This is a genomic window from Simplicispira psychrophila DSM 11588 (assembly GCF_000688255.1).
Taxonomy (GTDB): Bacteria; Pseudomonadota; Gammaproteobacteria; order Burkholderiales; family Burkholderiaceae_C; genus Simplicispira; species Simplicispira psychrophila.
In genome coordinates, this window is sequence record NZ_JHYS01000002.1 from 82,698 (window position 1) to 98,255 (window position 15,558).

14 protein-coding genes and 1 pseudogene are annotated in these 15,558 nt (G+C 65.6%); 5 read left to right on the forward strand and 10 right to left on the reverse strand.

The features are described from left to right. Positions 1-3: 3 nt before the first annotated feature. From mreD to Q390_RS0102355, 3 genes are all read right to left on the reverse strand, one after another. Positions 4-522, reverse strand: coding sequence for a rod shape-determining protein MreD (mreD, locus tag Q390_RS0102345; protein WP_027994635.1), 519 nt, complete (start codon positions 520-522; stop codon positions 4-6). Beyond that, positions 519-1,442 (reverse strand): rod shape-determining protein MreC, encoded by a 924-nt coding sequence (gene mreC, locus Q390_RS0102350; RefSeq protein WP_027994636.1) that lies wholly within the window; start codon positions 1,440-1,442, stop codon positions 519-521. The genes mreD and mreC overlap by 4 nt, the downstream gene beginning before the upstream one ends. A 70-nt stretch (positions 1,443-1,512) precedes the next feature. Then, entirely contained in the window at positions 1,513-2,556 is a 1,044-nt protein-coding gene (locus Q390_RS0102355) for a rod shape-determining protein (RefSeq protein WP_027994637.1), read from the reverse strand. Between the two features lie 202 nt (positions 2,557-2,758). On the opposite strand from Q390_RS0102355, the gene gatC reads away from it, so the two are divergent. The 3 genes from gatC to gatB are packed head-to-tail and all read left to right on the forward strand — an operon-like array spanning position 2,759 to position 6,024. Further along, positions 2,759-3,058: an Asp-tRNA(Asn)/Glu-tRNA(Gln) amidotransferase subunit GatC gene (gene gatC, locus Q390_RS0102360; RefSeq protein WP_027994638.1), complete on the forward strand. Its 300-nt coding sequence runs from the start codon at positions 2,759-2,761 to the stop codon at positions 3,056-3,058. A 14-nt stretch (positions 3,059-3,072) separates the two neighbouring features. After that, positions 3,073-4,572 carry an Asp-tRNA(Asn)/Glu-tRNA(Gln) amidotransferase subunit GatA gene (gatA, locus tag Q390_RS0102365; RefSeq protein ID WP_027994639.1) on the forward strand — a complete coding sequence of 500 codons (1,500 nt, stop codon included), beginning with the start codon at positions 3,073-3,075 and terminating at the stop codon, positions 4,570-4,572. Positions 4,573-4,575: 3 nt separating this feature from the next. Then, the gene (gene gatB, locus Q390_RS0102370; protein ID WP_027994640.1) at positions 4,576-6,024 is read left to right on the forward strand and encodes an Asp-tRNA(Asn)/Glu-tRNA(Gln) amidotransferase subunit GatB; all 1,449 of its coding nucleotides are present in this window, start codon (positions 4,576-4,578) and stop codon (positions 6,022-6,024) included. 30 nt (positions 6,025-6,054) lie between these two features. Here the strand turns inward: gatB and ureG are convergent, their stop codons facing one another. The 7 genes and pseudogenes from ureG to Q390_RS0102405 all read right to left on the reverse strand — a co-directional run bounded on the left by ureG (position 6,055) and on the right by Q390_RS0102405 (position 10,929). Further along, positions 6,055-6,732: an urease accessory protein UreG gene (gene ureG, locus Q390_RS0102375; protein WP_027994641.1), complete on the reverse strand. Its 678-nt coding sequence runs from the start codon at positions 6,730-6,732 to the stop codon at positions 6,055-6,057. Next, positions 6,729-7,436: an urease accessory protein UreF gene (locus Q390_RS0102380; protein ID WP_027994642.1), complete on the reverse strand. Its 708-nt coding sequence runs from the start codon at positions 7,434-7,436 to the stop codon at positions 6,729-6,731. The genes ureG and Q390_RS0102380 overlap by 4 nt, the downstream gene beginning before the upstream one ends. 2 nt (positions 7,437-7,438) lie before the next feature. Beyond that, positions 7,439-7,936: pseudogene (gene ureE / locus Q390_RS17270) on the reverse strand (urease accessory protein UreE); the annotation flags it as partial. Between the two features lie 20 nt (positions 7,937-7,956). Continuing rightward, positions 7,957-9,675, reverse strand: a complete 1,719-nt coding sequence (gene ureC / locus Q390_RS0102390; RefSeq protein WP_027994643.1) for an urease subunit alpha — start codon at positions 9,673-9,675, stop codon at positions 7,957-7,959. Positions 9,676-9,677: 2 nt separating this feature from the next. Then, positions 9,678-9,983 (reverse strand): urease subunit beta, encoded by a 306-nt coding sequence (locus Q390_RS0102395; RefSeq protein WP_027994644.1) that lies wholly within the window; start codon positions 9,981-9,983, stop codon positions 9,678-9,680. 8 nt (positions 9,984-9,991) lie between these two features. Further along, the gene (locus Q390_RS0102400; RefSeq protein WP_027994645.1) at positions 9,992-10,576 is read right to left on the reverse strand and encodes a HupE/UreJ family protein; all 585 of its coding nucleotides are present in this window, start codon (positions 10,574-10,576) and stop codon (positions 9,992-9,994) included. A gap of 50 nt (positions 10,577-10,626) precedes the next feature. Beyond that, the gene (locus Q390_RS0102405; protein ID WP_027994646.1) at positions 10,627-10,929 is read right to left on the reverse strand and encodes an urease subunit gamma; all 303 of its coding nucleotides are present in this window, start codon (positions 10,927-10,929) and stop codon (positions 10,627-10,629) included. 74 nt (positions 10,930-11,003) lie between these two features. On the opposite strand from Q390_RS0102405, the gene Q390_RS17275 reads away from it, so the two are divergent. Both Q390_RS17275 and Q390_RS0102415 read left to right on the forward strand, forming a co-directional pair. Further along, the gene (locus tag Q390_RS17275; protein ID WP_037472012.1) at positions 11,004-14,540 is read left to right on the forward strand and encodes a hybrid sensor histidine kinase/response regulator; all 3,537 of its coding nucleotides are present in this window, start codon (positions 11,004-11,006) and stop codon (positions 14,538-14,540) included. Further along, positions 14,512-15,543 (forward strand): response regulator transcription factor, encoded by a 1,032-nt coding sequence (locus Q390_RS0102415; RefSeq protein WP_027994647.1) that lies wholly within the window; start codon positions 14,512-14,514, stop codon positions 15,541-15,543. The genes Q390_RS17275 and Q390_RS0102415 overlap by 29 nt, the downstream gene beginning before the upstream one ends. Positions 15,544-15,558 lie beyond the last annotated feature (15 nt).

Consider the following 15,558-nt stretch of genomic DNA (forward strand, 5'->3'; position numbering starts at 1 on the left):
AACTCATAGCGGCCGATTTTTATCTTTGTCCGGTGGGCGCCGCTGCGGCGCCAGCAGCACCCAGCCTACCAGCGGCCACAGCATCGCCTCCAGCAGCGGCGCGTACAACACGTGCCAGCCCGGAAACAACCCGCCCGACAACAGCCGCACCAGTACCTGCAGCGCATGGACGGCGGCAAACAGGCCGATCATCTGCAGCGCCTGCACCCAGGACCCAAACCACAGCAGACGCCGGCGCACTTCCTGCACGCCAAACAGCAGCGCCGAGTAGGCCAGCGCATGCTGCCCCAGCAGCGCCGACTGGCTGACATCCATGCACAAGCCCAGCACAAAAGCCACGCCCATGCCAACGCGCGACGGCTGGTGCATGCCCCAAAACGCCAGCAACACCATCAGCAGGTCCGGCATCCACGGCACGCGCCCCAAAGGCAGCATGTTGAGCGCCAACCCGGCCACCAGACTGGCAACGATGAACACCGGATTGACCGGCATCAGCAGCGGTTGTCCACGCGGCATGATCATTTGCGCGCCCCCTTTTTGGCCGGCACCACCGAATCGGGCTGCGGACGCGCCGGCAGTTGTCCCGTCATGGCTTTGAGCAGCATGACGTGGCGCGTGCCCTCGATCTGGGCCATGGGGCGGCAGTAAATGCGCGCAAACGCCGAGTCGGCGCGGCGCTCGACATGCAGCACCCGTGCCACCGGAAAGCCGGGCGGATAGACCCCATCCATGCCGCTGGTGGTGAGCAGATCGCCTTCTTTCACATCCGCGTTGGCAGAAACAAAACGCAGCTCCATGCCACCGCCATGGCTGGCCACCGGGTCGCCATAAGCCACGCCGCGTGCGCCAGTGCGCACATTGAGCACCGGAATCGCCTGTTCACGGTCGATCAGCAGCGTGACTTCGCTCAAGTACGGATAGACGTGCGTCACTTGGCCCAAAATGCCGGACTCATCCATCACCGGCGAGCCCAGTTCGACGCCGTTGCTCTCGCCCTGGTCCACCACCACGCGGCGGCTATAGGGATCGGCGGTGTCATACAGAATTTGCGCCGCCTGGGCTGACGTGACCAGCCGCTCGCGCAAATCGAGCAGCTTGCGCAAGCGGTCGTTTTCCTGCATCAGTTGTTCGGCTTGGCTGGCGCGCTGTGACATCAGCACCAGCGCCTGGCGTGCGCCGGCCACTTCTTCCTGGGCTTTTTCCAGCGCCTGCAGATAGCCTGCGCCAAAACTCGTGAATTCGACCGGCTTGAGCATCAGCCACTGCACCGGATAGAGCACCAGCGCCACCACCTGGCGCAGCGGATCGGTGACCTTGAAACGTGCATCAGCCAGCATCAAAAACAGCGCCATTGCGCTGTACAAGACGATTTTCGATACCGCCGAAGGCCCCTGTCGCAAAAACGAGGGCGTGCGCCGGTCAAGCGTTCCAGCCGGGGGCATGGTTCAAGCGCTCAGGTAAGAAGATCGTCATACGGTTCGCCCGCACAGCTTGGCCAACGAACCGATCGGATCACTCGCTGGTGAAAATGCCAATAGCGCGGTCCAAGCTGTCCAGCGCAATCCCGCAGCCGCGCACCACGCAGGTCAGCGGGTCTTCGGCCACCAGCACCGGCAGGCCGGTTTCTTCCGACAGCAGACGATCCAGATCACGCAGCAGCGCACCACCACCGGTCAGCATCATGCCGCGCTCGGCAATGTCGGCGCCCAGCTCCGGCGGGGTTTGCTCCAGCGCGTTTTTCACGGCGGAGACGATCTGGTTCAGTGGCTCGGTCAGGGCTTCCAGCACTTCGTTGGAAGAAATGGTGAAGCTGCGCGGCACGCCTTCGCTCAGGTTGCGGCCACGCACCTCCATCTCTTTCACTTCGGAGCCGGGGAAGGCCGAACCGATTTTCTTCTTGATCGACTCGGCGGTAGGCTCGCCAATCAACATGCCGTAATTGCGGCGGATGTAGCTGATGATGGCTTCGTCGAATTTGTCGCCGCCGACGCGCACGCTGCCTTTGTAGACCATGCCGCCGAGCGAGATCACGCCGACCTCGGTGGTGCCGCCACCAATGTCCACTACCATCGAGCCCGAGGCCTCAGACACCGGCAAGCCAGCGCCAATGCCGGCGGCCATGGGCTCTTCAATCAGGTACACCGCGGTGGCGCCAGCCGCTTCGGCCGCGTCCTTGATGGCGCGGCGCTCGACCTGGGTCGAGCCGCAAGGTACGCAAATGATGATGCGCGGGCTGGGCGTGAACAGATTGCGCGGGTGCACCATGCGGATGAACTGCTTGATCATCTGCTCGGTGATGACGAAATCGGCGATCACGCCGTCTTTCATCGGGCGAATGGCTTCGATATTGCCGGGCACTTTGCCCAGCATGGCTTTGGCTTCACGGCCGACGGCTTGGATCACTTTTTTGCCATGCGGGCCACCTTCGTGGCGAATAGCGACCACCGAAGGTTCGTCCAGTACGATGCCCTTGTCGCGGGCGTAAATCAGGGTATTAGCGGTGCCAAGGTCAATGGCCAAATCGGTGGAGAAATACCGACGGAAAACTCCGAACATTCAAAAATCCTCTCGGGCACGGCATGCGCTTCGGCCTACCATCGCCGGGTTTATTGGGCCAAACGGGCTCTTTTTCGCACATTGACGAGGGTCGTCGAGGGTGTTGCGGCAAAGGCGGGATAATACCGCATCCCCTGTGAATAACTCTGCGCAGCTTGCGCCAGATCACGGCTTTACATCTCGTTTCCAAAGCTTTCTTCCTATGGCACTGACCTCCCAGGACATCGGCCGCATCGCCCATTTGGCGCGGCTTGAACTCAGCCCCGACGAGAGCGCACACATGCTGCAGCACCTCAATGGCTTCTTTGCCACCGTCGAACACATGCGCAGCATCGACACCCAAGGTATCGCGCCGCTGCCCCACCCGATCGCCGCGATCCAAAGCATGGCATTGCGCCTGCGCGAAGACATCGCCAGCGAACCCAACCAGCGCGAAGCCAACCAGCGCAGCGCTCCGGCCGTCGAGCGCGGCCTGTTCCTGGTTCCCAAAGTGATCGAATAAGCAAGGCCGCCCGCATGACGCTCTCCACCACCCCCTTGCACGACCTCAGTCTGGCCGCACTGGTCAGCGCCTTGCGCCAGCGCGATATCAGCGCCACCGAAACCGCGCAGTATTTTCTCGCCCGCGCGCACCGCCACACTGATCTCGGTGCCTACGTCGCACTGAACGAAACCGCGACGCTGGCCCAAGCCGCGGCCGCCGACGCCCGTTTGGCGGCGGGCAGCGCCGGCACCCTCGAAGGCGTGCCGCTGGCGCACAAAGACATCTTCGTCACGCGCGACTTTCCCACCACCGCCGGCTCGCGCATGTTGCTCGGCTACCAGTCGCCGTTTGACGCCACCGTGGTCACGCAGCTGGCTGCGGCCGGTGCGGTGACACTGGGCAAGCTCAACTGCGACGAATTCGCCATGGGCTCGGCCAACGAGAATTCCGCCGTCGCCCCCATCGGCTTTGATGCCCCGGCCCCGGTGCGCAACCCGTGGAACCGCGACCATGTGCCCGGCGGCTCGTCCGGCGGCAGCGCCGTCGCCGTCGCCGCGCGCCTGGTACCCGCCGCCACCGGCACCGACACCGGCGGCTCGATTCGCCAGCCGGCCAGCTTTTGCGGCATCACCGGCATCAAGCCGACCTATGGCCGCGCCTCGCGCTACGGCATGGTGGCGTTTGCGTCGAGCTTGGACCAAGCCGGCCCGATGGCCCGCAGCGCCGAAGACTGCGCACTGCTGCTCTCCGCCATGTGCGGCCCCGACCTCGACCGCGACTCGACCTCGCTGGACATGCCCGCGGAAGACTTCAGCCGTTCGCTGAACGATTCGCTGGACGGCCTGCGCATCGGCATCCCCCAAGAATTTTTTGGCGACGGCCTGGCGCCCGACGTGCGCGCCGCGGTCGATGCTGCCCTGAGCGAGTACGAAAAGCTCGGCGCCAAGCTGGTGCCGATCAGCCTGCCGCGCACCGAGCTGTCGATTCCGGTCTACTACATCATTGCCCCGGCCGAAGCCAGCTCGAATCTGAGCCGCTTTGACGGCGTGAAATTTGGCCACCGTGCCCACAATTTCACCGACCTAGAAGACATGTACAAAAAGACCCGCGCCGAAGGTTTCGGCCCCGAGGTCAAGCGCCGCATCATGACCGGCGCCTACGTGCTATCGCACGGCTACTACGACGCCTATTACCTGCAAGCGCAAAAAATCCGCCGCATGATTGCCGACGACTTCCAGCGCGCCTTCCAGGACTGCGACCTGATTGCCGGCCCGGTGGCCCCCAGCGTGGCGCGCCAGCTGGGCGAGAACGCCAGCGACCCACTGTCGGACTACCTGGCCGACATCTACACCCTGCCGGCCTCGCTGGCCGGTCTGCCCGGCATGAGCGTGCCCGCAGGCTTTGGCGACGGCGGTATGCCCGTGGGCTTGCAACTGATCGGCAACTACTTCCAAGAAGCGCGCCTGCTCAACGCCGCGCACCGCTTGCAGCAAGCCACTGATTTCCACCTACAAAAGCCACAGGGCATCTAAGCCATGACCGCCAAACTCATCCACGGCTACGAAGTCGTCATCGGCTTTGAAACCCACACCCAGCTGGCGACGAAAAGCAAGATTTTCAGCCGCGCCTCGACCGCCTTTGGTGCCGAGCCCAACACGCAGGCCTGCGCCGTCGATTTGGCGCTGCCCGGCACGCTGCCGGTGATGAACCGCGAGGCCGTCACCTGCGCTATCAAATTGGGACTGGCGCTGGGCTCCACCATTGCGCCCGAGAGCGTTTTTGCCCGCAAAAACTACTTCTACCCCGACTTGCCCAAGGGCTACCAGATCAGCCAGTTTGAGATTCCGGTGGTGCAGGGCGGCGAGCTGTCTTTCTTGCTGGGTGAAGAAAAGAAAACCGTGCGCTTGGTGCGCGCGCATCTCGAAGAAGACGCGGGTAAATCGCTGCATGAGGACTTCATCGGCCAGTCGGGCATCGATCTGAACCGCGCTGGCACGCCGCTGCTAGAAATCGTCACCGAGCCCGATATGCGCTCGTCCGAAGAAGCGGTGGCCTACGCGCGCGAGCTGCACAAGCTGGTGACATGGATTGGCATTTGTGACGGCAATATGCAAGAGGGGTCGTTTCGCTGCGATGCCAACGTCTCGGTACGCAAGCCCGGCGCCGAACTGGGCACCCGCCGCGAGATCAAGAACCTGAACAGCTTCAAGAACATGCAGCAGGCAATCGACTACGAAATCCGCTGGCAGATTGAAGAGATTGAAGATGGCCGCAGCATCCAGCAGGCCACGGTGCTGTTCAACCCCGACACCGGCGAAACCCGCGCCATGCGCACCAAAGAAGACGCCGCCGATTACCGCTACTTTCCCGACCCGGATTTGCCGCCGCTGGTGGTGGCCGCGGAGTGGGTTGAGCGCGTGCGCGCCGAAATGGCCGAACTGCCGCGCGTGATGGCCGCGCGCTTTGTGCAGAGCTACGGCCTGCCCGAGTACGACGCCACGTTGCTGACGCAAAGCAAGGCGATGGCGGCCTACTTTGAAACCGCCGCAAAAACCAGCGGCCAAGCCAAGCTGGTCAGCAACTGGGTGATGGGCGAAATCTCGCGCCGCTTGAATACGCAAGAAGCGGGCATTGAGACCGCCCCGGTCAGCGCGGCACAACTGGCGCACATGGTGGCGCGCATTGCCGACGGCACCATCAGCAACGCCGCAGCACGCCAAGTGTTTGAAGCGCTGTGGAGCGGCGAAGCCACCGATGTCGATGCCGTCATCGAGGCCAAGGGCTTGAAGCAAATTCAAGATACCGGCGCGCTGGAGAAAATCGTCGATGAGGTGATTGCCGCTAACCCCGGCAACGTCGAGCAGGTCAAGGCCGGCAAAGACAAAGCCTTTAACGCGCTGGTCGGTCAAATCATGAAAGCCAGCCAAGGCAAGGCCAATCCGCAGCAGGCCACCGACTTGCTGCGCGCGCGCTTGGGCGGCTAAAAACCGCCACCGCGGCAGCGCCTAGGCTGGTCAACAGCCGGCTGTGCTGCCCGGCTCCAACATGCCCCGGTCGATGATGAAATCCACCACCTGCGCCAAACCATCTAAGGTTTTGAGGTTGGTCATGACAAACGGCTTGAGCCCGTGGGCGTTGGTGCGCATGCGCCGGGTGTCGGCGTCCATCACGGCCAAGTCGGCGCCCACGTGCGGCGCCAGATCGGTCTTGTTGATGACGAACAAATCGCTTTTGGTGATGCCGGGGCCGCCCTTGCGCGGGATTTTTTCGCCCGCCGCCACGTCGATGACGTAAATCGTCAGGTCGCTCAACTCGGGGCTGAAAGTGGCCGCCAGGTTGTCGCCGCCGCTCTCAATAAAGACGATGTCGGCATTGGGAAACTGCACCAACATGCGGTCAATCGCTTCGAGGTTGATGGACGCGTCCTCGCGGATGGCGGTGTGCGGACAGCCGCCGGTTTCCACCCCCAGGATGCGCTCGGCAGGCAGCGCGCCGCTCACCGTGAGCAGGCGCTGGTCTTCCTTGGTGTAGATGTCGTTGGTGATGGCGATCAGGTCGTACTGCTGGCGCAGCGCTTTGCAGAGCATTTCCAGCAGCGTGGTCTTGCCCGAGCCGACGGGGCCACCGATGCCCACGCGCAGCGGTGGCAGGGGTTTGGTGCGGTTTGGGATGTGGTGCAGGGCGGTGGTCATGAGCGAAACAGTCGGGAGTATTGGGTTTCATGCTGGGCCGACAGGATGGCCAGCATGGGCGAAAAAGACTGGCGCTGGTCGTCTGTCAGCGCCAGCGCATGGTCGGCGGCGGCGGGAATGGCGGCGGCCAGGCGCGCCAAGATGCGCTGGCCGGCGCTCTGGCCCAGCGGCACCGCCTTGAGGGCGGCTTGCACCAGGTTCTCGGCCCAGCCAAAGGCGTAGGCCAGCAGCACGTCGCGCGCATCCGCTTCGGTGCTGGCAGCGGCCAGGGCGAAGGACACCGGGTAGGTCGGCGGCAGTGCTGCCAGCACGGCCACGTCGTGCAGGCGCTCAGGCGCATCGGCGTGCTGGTTGCGCAGCCAGTCGGCCAGGGAGCGGCCCATTTGCTCGGTCTGCAGGCGCATTTCGCTGCTCTCGCGCGTGTGCAGCACCCAGTCGTTCAGCGCGCGCACGGTGGCGTGGTCACTGCGGCGCCAGGCGGCCAGGGCCTGGGCCAGCACGGCCAGATCGGCGCGCGCCTGGGTCAGCCGCAGTTGGTCGATGAGCCAGTCGGATGCTGCACTTTCTGTAGCTACTCCCGCACGCTCCACGGCCACTTCCAGCCCTTCGGAGTAAGAAAACCCGCCCACCGGCAACGCCGGCGAGGCCAGCCAGATCAGTTGCAGCAGGCTGGCGGCGGGCAGGGGTGCGGGGGCGGTGGTCATCAATGGCCATGCGCGTGGGGATGGCCATGCCCATGGCTGACAGCGTGGTCGCCGTAGGCGCCGCTTTCGGGCTCGAACGCCGCCTGCTGCTCCTGCACCGTCAGGTGCATGGCGCGCAGCATGTCGGCCAGCACATGGTCGGGCTCGATCTGCAAATAGGCGGGGGTCAGCTCGATGGGCACATGGCGGTTGCCCAGGTGGTAAGCGGCGCGGGTCAGGTCGAATGGCGTGCCGTGCTGCGCGCAGGGCGTGATGCGCAGCACCGCCTGCGCCGCAGCGCGCACGCACACCAGCGCGCCGTCCTCGGCCACCAGCACGTCGCCGCCGCGCACCACGCTGCCGCGCGGCAAAAACACGCCCAGCGTGCGGCCCTGGCTGTCGGTGGCCTGGAAGCGGCTTTTCTGGCGCGTGTCCCAGTCCAGCACGACCTCGGCGGCGCGCTCAAGCAGCACCGGCGCCAAGCGCTGGCCACGGGGCAGTAGTTTGGAGACTTGGAGCATGGTGGTTCGGGGCCCAGGGTTCAAAACAAAAAGTAGCGCTGCGCCATCGGCAGGCTGGTGGCGGGTTCGCAGGTCAACAGTTGGCCGTCGGCGCGCACCACGTAGGTTTGCGCGTCCACTTCCATGCGCGGCGCGTAGTCGTTGTGCACCATATGCCGCTTGCCCAGGCCGCGAATGCCTTTGACGGCACTCAGCGTTTTGTGCAGGCCAAAGCGCCCGCCAATCCCCGCCGCCAGCCCAGCCTGCGAGACAAAGGTCAGCGAGGTCTTAGCGATGGCCCCGCCAAAGGCGCCAAACATGGGCCGATAGTGCACCGGCTGCGGCGTGGGAATGGAGCCGTTGGGGTCGCCCATGGCGGCCATGGCGATAAAGCCGCCTTTCAAAATCAGCGACGGCTTGACGCCAAAAAACGCTGGTTTCCAAACCACCAGATCGGCCCATTTGCCGACTTCGATGCTGCCCACCTCGTGGCCGATGCCGTGCGCAATGGCCGGGTTGATGGTGTATTTGGCGATGTAGCGTTTGATGCGGAAGTTGTCGTTGCGCGCACTGTCGCCGGGCAGTGCGCCGCGCTGCTGCTTCATCTTGTGCGCCGTCTGCCAAGTGCGGATGATGACCTCGCCGACGCGGCCCATGGCTTGGCTGTCGCTGCTCATCATGCTGATGGCGCCCAGGTCGTGCAGGATGTCTTCAGCGGCAATGGTTTCCTTGCGGATGCGGCTCTCGGCAAAGGCCAAGTCTTCGGCAATCGCCGGACTGAGGTGGTGGCACACCATGAGCATGTCCACATGCTCGTCCAGCGTGTTGATGGTGTAGGGGCGCGTCGGGTTGGTGGAGCTGGGCAGCACGTTGGCCTCGCCCACCACTTTCAAAATGTCGGGCGCATGGCCGCCGCCCGCGCCCTCGGTGTGGAAGGTGTGGATGGTGCGGCCCTTGAACGCCGCCACGGTGTCTTCGACAAAACCCGATTCGTTCAGCGTGTCGGTGTGGATGGCCACCTGGGTGTCGGTTGCTTCGGCCACGTTCAGGCAGTTGTCGATGGCGGCGGGGGTGCTGCCCCAGTCTTCGTGCAGTTTCAGGCCGATGGCACCGGCACTGATCTGCTCGTGCAGCGCCGCAGGCAGGCTGGCGTTGCCCTTGCCCAGCAACCCCAGGTTCATCGGAAAAGCGTCGGCGGCCTGCAACATGCGCTCCAGATTCCACGGGCCGGGCGTGCAGGTGGTGGCCAGGGTGCCGGTGGCCGGGCCGGTGCCGCCGCCGATCATGGTGGTCACGCCGCTGGTCAGCGCTTCTTCGATCTGCTGCGGCGCAATGAAGTGGATGTGCGTGTCCACGCCGCCTGCGTTGACGATGTGGCCCTCGCAGCTGATGATTTCCGTGCCCGGGCCGATGACGATGTCCACGCCCGGCTGGGTGTCGGGGTTGCCGGCTTTGCCGATGGCTGCGATGCGCCCGCCCTGCAGGCCAATATCGGCTTTGACGATGCCCCAGTGGTCAAAGATCAGCGCATTGGTCAGCACCGTGTCCATGGCGCCTTGCGCTCTGGAGCGCTGGCTTTGCGCCATGCCGTCGCGGATGGTTTTGCCGCCGCCAAACTTGACTTCTTCACCGTAGCTGCCGGCTTGCAAAGTGAAGTCTTGTTCGACCTCGGCGATCAGGTCAGTGTCGGCCAAGCGCACGCGGTCGCCCACGGTGGGGCCGAAAATTTGGGCGTAAGCGCGCCGTTCGATAGTGGCCATGGTCAGAGCTTTCCTTGGATGAGGGCGCGAAAGCCGAACACGGCGCGTTCGCCGGCGTAGTCCACCAGCGCGACGGTGCGCTGCTGGCCGGGTTCAAAGCGTACCGCTGTGCCGCTGGTGATGTTCAGCCGCATACCGCGCGCGGCCACACGGTCAAAGCCGAGCGCGGCGTTGGTTTCGGCAAAGTGGTAGTGCGAGCCGACCTGGATGGGCCGGTCGCCGGTATTGCGCACCACCAGGGTGAGCGTGCGCCGGCCGGTGTTGAGCAGGTGCTCGCCGTCGTCGATCAAGAGTTCGCCGGGGATCATGGTCGGCCTCACGCCATGCGCACCAGCAGCACCGCGCCCAACAGCGCGGTGGACATGCCCGCCACTGCGGCCCACCAGCGGTGGCGCGCCACCACCGCGTGGCCCAGGACGATGCCCGTGCCGTGCAACAGCGCCGTGCTGCACACCATGCCCGCCAGCGCCAGCCATTGGCCCGCACCACCCAGCTCGCTGCCGTGCGCCGCGCCATGGAAGAAGGCAAAGCCGCCGACCAGCATGGTGGTCAGCGCCAAGGGCAGCGGGCGGCGCTGCGCCAGCAACAGGCCCAGCACCAGCAGCGAAGCAGCGATCATCGGCTCCACGCCCGGCACCGCCACACCCACAAATCCCGCCACCGCACCCACGGCCAGCAGCGCCACAAAGGCCGCTGGCGCCAGCCACACCGGGCGCACCGCCAACGCGCTCCACACGCCCACAGCCAGCATGGCCGCCAGATGGTCGAGGCCGGTGAACGGATGCAGCAGGCCCGCCAGCAGGCCGCTGTGGCCGTGGGCGGCGTCGTCGGTATGGGCGCTGGCGAGTGCGGGCAGCAGGAACAGGGCGGCCAAGGCCATCGAATTTGCTTTATTTTTCATAGCTGTTAGCGTAGGCAGGTAAAGGGCTAGAGGCCTAAAAGGCTTGAAATTCAGACAATCGGCTGGTGCACGGTGACCAGCTTGGTGCCATCGGGAAAAGTGGCTTCAACCTGGATGTCGGGAATCATCTCGGCGATGCCGTCCATCACGTCAGCGCGGGTGAGTACGTTGCGGCCCGCGCTCATCAGCTGGGCCACGGTCTGGCCGTCGCGCGCGCCTTCCATCACGGCGGCGCTGATCAGCGCCACGGCTTCGGGGTAATTGAGCTGCAGGCCGCGCGCGCGGCGGCGCTCGGCCAGCAGCGCGGCGGTGAAGAGCAGCAGCTTGTCTTTTTCGCGGGGCGTGAGTTCCATGGAGGCTCCGTTGTGCGGGATGTGCAGATCTATCAGCAAACTTCGTGCCGACACGGGTGCCACCGGGGCATGGCATGAAAACTGCACCGGACAAGTCTGTGCCCCTACCGCTGCCCACCCCCCCACCCCTCCACCCAAGCGCCCCGCCCTCGGGTGCACCGCCGCAACAGGTGGTGAAGGTGCGCCGCGACTACAACCGCTGGGTGGCGACCGAAACCATGGAGGACTACGCGCTGCGCTACACGCCGCAGCGCTTTCGCCAGTGGTCTGAATGGCGCGTGGCCAATACCGCCTTTGGCGCGGCCTCGTTCCTGGTGCTGGAGGCGGTGGGCGCCACGCTGCTGGTGCAGTACGGCTTTGTCAACGCCTTCTGGGCCATCCTGGCCACGGGGCTGATCATCTTTTTGGCGGGACTGCCGATCAGCGTGTACGCCGCCCGCTATGGCGTGGACATGGACTTGCTGACGCGCGGCGCGGGCTTTGGCTACATCGGCTCGACGGTCACGTCGCTGCTCTACGCCACCTTCACCTTCATCTTCTTTGCGTTGGAGGCTGCGGTGATGGCCTACGCGCTGGAGCTGGCGCTGGACGTGCCGCCGCGCTGGGGCTACCTGCTGTGCGCGCTGGTGGTGATTCCGCTGGTGGCGCATGGCGTGTCCACCATCAGCCGGCTGCAGATATGGACGCAACCGCTGTGGCTGGTGATGCTGGTGGTGCCGTTCGTGTTTGTGCTGGTGCGCGATCCTGGTGCGTTTGCCGGTGTCACGCACTACGGCGGTGAATCGGGTCTGGCCACGGCGTTCAGTCTGCCCCTGTTTGGTGCAGCCCTCACCGTGGGCATTGCGCTGATCACCCAGATGGGCGAGCAGGCCGACTACCTGCGCTTTATGCCCGTGCACACGCCGGCCCATCGCTGGCGCTGGTGGCTGGGTGTGCTGGCGGGCGGACCGGGCTGGGTGGTGCTGGGCGTGTGCAAGATGCTGGGCGGCGTGCTGCTGGGCTACTTGGCCATCAGCCACATGGTGCCGGTGGAGCGTGCGGTGGACCCGAACCAGATGTACCTGGCGGCCTACGAATACGTGTTTCCGCACTACGGCTGGGCGGTGGCGGCGACGGCGCTGTTTGTGGTGGTATCGCAGCTCAAGATCAACGTCACCAACGCCTATGCCGGTTCGCTGGCGTGGAGCAACTTCTTCTCGCGCCTCACGCACAGCCATCCGGGGCGCGTGGTGTGGGTGGTGTTCAACACGCTGATCGCCTTCATGCTGATGGAGATGAACGTCTTTCAGGCGCTGGGCGAGGTGCTGGGCCTGTACTCCAATCTGGCGATTGCCTGGATCATGGCCGTGGTGGCCGACCTGGTCATCAACAAACCGCTGGGCCTGTCGCCCAAGGGCATCGAGTTCAAGCGCGCACACCTGTACGACATCAACCCGGTGGGCGTGGGCGCCATGGCATTGGCCTCGCTGCTGTCGATCGCGGCGCACCTGGGCCTGCTGGGGGCACTGGCGCAGGCGTTTTCGGCGGTGATCGCCATGGTCACGGCCTTTGTAGCGGCGCCGCTGATCGCCTGGGCCACCCAGGGCCGCTACTACCTCGCCCGGACATCGGCCTGCGCCGCGCAGCCGGCCAGCGAGCAGCGCTGCGTGGTGTGCGAGCGCAGCTACGAAGCGCCCGACATGGCGCATTGCCCCGCCTACCGCGGCGCCATCTGCTCGCTGTGCTGCACGCTGGATGCGCGCTGCGGCGACATGTGCAAGCTCCACGCCAGCCTAGCGGTGCAGTGGTCGGCCGCCTTGCATTGGCTGTTGCCACGGCGTGTATGGCAGTCGCTGGACAAGGGACTGGGGCATTTTTTGCTGCTGATGCTGGTCATCGCGCCGTTGCTGGCAGCGGTGCTGGGGCTGCTTTATCACCAAGAGTTGCAGACGCTGGCGCTGGCCCCGGCCGAGGGCACGGCGCAGCAGGCGCCGGTCACGGCCTTGCAATCGGGCCTGCTCAAGGCCTACCTGGCGCTGCTGCTGATTTCCGGCATCGTGGCCTGGTGGCTGGTGCTGGCGCACCAAAGCCGCCAGGTGGCGCAGCAAGAATCCAACCGCCAAACGCATTTGCTGCAGCGTGAAATCGCCCTGCACCGCCAGACCGACCAGGCCTTGCAGGAGGCGCGGCGCGTGGCCGACGTGGCCAACCAGGCCAAGAGCCGCTACATCAGCGCCATCAGCCACGAACTGCGCACGCCGCTCAACAGCATCCTGGGCTATGCCCAGCTGATGGGCGACGACGCCAGCGTGCCGCCGCACCGCCAGCAGGCGGTGAACGTGATCCGCCGGGGTGGTGAGCACCTGCTGTCGCTGATTGAGGGCACGCTCGACATTGCGCGCATCGAGTCCGGCAAGCTCACGCTGGACGTGCGCCCCCTGCGCTTGGCCGACGGCCTGCACGACATGGCCGAGCTGTTCGAGCTGCAGGCCGCAGCCAAGGGGCTGGCGTTTGTATTCGACGTGCAGGGCGTGGTGCCCGAGGTGGTGCGCGCCGACGAAAAACGCTTGCGCCAGATCCTCATCAACCTGCTGGGCAACGCCATCAAGTTCACGGCGCAAGGCAGCGTCACGCTGCGGGTGCGCTACGCCCGCGAGATGGCGCGCATCACGGTCGAAGACACCGGGCCGGGCCTGACGGCGGCCGAAATCGACCAAATATTTGAGCCGTTCGCGCGTGGCGGCAGCGCGCTGGCGGGCGCCAGCACCGCGCCGGCGGCGCCGGGCGCGGGCCTGGGGCTGACCATTGCGCGGATGCTCACCGTGCTGATGGGCGGCGACCTCACGCTGACCAGCCAGCCGGGTGTGGGCTCGGCCTTTCACGTCAAGCTGTTCCTGCCCGAGGTCCATGCCGACGCCGGGGGCAACGCCCCGGCCACAGGGCACATGGCACGGCCACGCCGCGCCTACGCCGGCGCACGCCGGCGCATTCTGGTGGTGGACAACGAAGAGACCGACCGCGAACTGTTGGTGCAACTGCTGGCTCCCCGGGGCTTTGAGTTGCGCCAAGCCTGCAGCGGGCACGATGCGCTGGACCTGCTGGCCACGGGCTACCGGCCCGACGCCCTGCTGCTGGACCTGGCCATGCCGGGCATCGACGGCTGGGAGACCTTGCGGCGCGTACGCCAGATGCCGCTGCACGGTCTGCGCTGCGCCATCGTCTCGGCCAATGCCTTTGACAAGGGGTTGGAGAACGCACTGGGCATCCGCCCCGAGGATTTCATCGTCAAGCCGATCCGCCACAGCGAACTGCTCGACTGGCTGGAGCGCGCGCTGGGGCTGGTGTGGCTCGATACGGCGCCGCCAGCCACCGTGCCGCCTCTCGCCCCGGCTGCCCTGGCAGCGGCTTTGTCGTTTCCGGGCGGCACGGCGTTGGTGACGCTGCAGCAGAGCGTAGCGCTAGGCTATTACCGGGGCATCCTGAATGCGCTGGACGAGATCGAGCGCGACCAGCCCGAGCACGCGGCCTTTGTGCAGGCCATGCGCGCGCTGGCAGCACAGTTCCAGTTCGAGGCCATGGAGCAGATTCTTCAACAGGTACCCCATGCACTCCCCCCTTCCCCTCCCTTGTGAGCCCGCGTTGGCGCCCTCGATCCTGGACCGCGCGCACAGCGACGTGGTGCTGATCGTCGATGACGTGCCCGACAACCTGGCCGTGCTACACGATGCGCTCGAAGAATCGGGCTACACCGTGCTGGTGGCCACGCGCGGCGCGGCAGCGCTGCAACGCGCCGCACAGGCACTGCCCGACATCGTGCTGCTGGACGCCTTGATGCCGGGCATGGACGGCTTTGAGGTGGCGCGGCGCCTCAAGGCGATGGCGCAGACGGCACACATCCCGATCATCTTCATGACCGGGCTGACCGAAACCGAGCACTTGGTGGCGGCGCTGGAGGCCGGCGGCGTGGACTACGTGACCAAGCCGATCAAGCCCAAAGAAGTGCTGGCGCGCATGAACGTGCACCTGCAAGGCGCACGCCGCGCCCGCCAAGAAGTGCGCCAGGCCGGGCAGGCACGCAATGCACTGGATGCCTTTGGCTACGCCAGCATCACGGTGCGCGTCAGCGATGGCCGGCTGATGTGGCAGACGCCGTTGGCGCGCGACCTGCTGCTCGACTACTTTGGCAGCAGCGCGCCCTATGCGCCCACCGTGGTGCTGGACTGGCTGCGCCAGCACCTGCCCGAGCTGGAGCGGCTGGCGCAGCAGCAGCTGGAGCCGCCGCGCCTGAGCGTGCAGCAGGGCGCACGCTGCCTGGGTTTTCGGCTGCACCGCCAGACCGGTGACGGCGAGGGCAGCGGCGACTGGCTGATCGTGATGCACGAGGTGTCTGACGCCGCCGTGATGGCCTCCCTGGGCTTGGGTTTTCGGCTTACAGCACGCGAGGCCGAGGTGCTGTACTGGCTGGTCAAGGGCAAGACCAACCGCGACATCGGCGAGATTCTGGGCAGCAGCCCGGCCACGGTCAAAAAACACCTGGAGCGGGTCTACGTCAAGCTGGGCGTGGAAACACGTACCGCTGCCGCCGGCATGGCGATGGCCCGCATTCGGCAGTCACACCCGCAGTTCGAGGGCTAGGGCTTATCCCTACCG

Coding starts and splice junctions, on each gene's coding strand:
- Q390_RS0102380 (WP_027994642.1), bottom strand. CDS start 7,436: ATGACCACCGCCCCCGCACCCCTGCCCGCCGCCAGCCTGCTGCAACTG.
- Q390_RS17275 (WP_037472012.1), top strand. CDS start 11,004: ATGAAAACTGCACCGGACAAGTCTGTGCCCCTACCGCTGCCCACCCCC.
- mreC (WP_027994636.1), bottom strand. CDS start 1,442: ATGCCCCCGGCTGGAACGCTTGACCGGCGCACGCCCTCGTTTTTGCGA.
- Q390_RS0102355 (WP_027994637.1), bottom strand. CDS start 2,556: ATGTTCGGAGTTTTCCGTCGGTATTTCTCCACCGATTTGGCCATTGAC.
- ureC (WP_027994643.1), bottom strand. CDS start 9,675: ATGGCCACTATCGAACGGCGCGCTTACGCCCAAATTTTCGGCCCCACC.
- mreD (WP_027994635.1), bottom strand. CDS start 522: ATGATCATGCCGCGTGGACAACCGCTGCTGATGCCGGTCAATCCGGTG.
- Q390_RS0102415 (WP_027994647.1), top strand. CDS start 14,512: ATGCACTCCCCCCTTCCCCTCCCTTGTGAGCCCGCGTTGGCGCCCTCG.
- gatC (WP_027994638.1), top strand. CDS start 2,759: ATGGCACTGACCTCCCAGGACATCGGCCGCATCGCCCATTTGGCGCGG.
- gatB (WP_027994640.1), top strand. CDS start 4,576: ATGACCGCCAAACTCATCCACGGCTACGAAGTCGTCATCGGCTTTGAA.
- gatA (WP_027994639.1), top strand. CDS start 3,073: ATGACGCTCTCCACCACCCCCTTGCACGACCTCAGTCTGGCCGCACTG.
- Q390_RS0102405 (WP_027994646.1), bottom strand. CDS start 10,929: ATGGAACTCACGCCCCGCGAAAAAGACAAGCTGCTGCTCTTCACCGCC.
- ureG (WP_027994641.1), bottom strand. CDS start 6,732: ATGACCACCGCCCTGCACCACATCCCAAACCGCACCAAACCCCTGCCA.
- Q390_RS0102400 (WP_027994645.1), bottom strand. CDS start 10,576: ATGAAAAATAAAGCAAATTCGATGGCCTTGGCCGCCCTGTTCCTGCTG.
- Q390_RS0102395 (WP_027994644.1), bottom strand. CDS start 9,983: ATGATCCCCGGCGAACTCTTGATCGACGACGGCGAGCACCTGCTCAAC.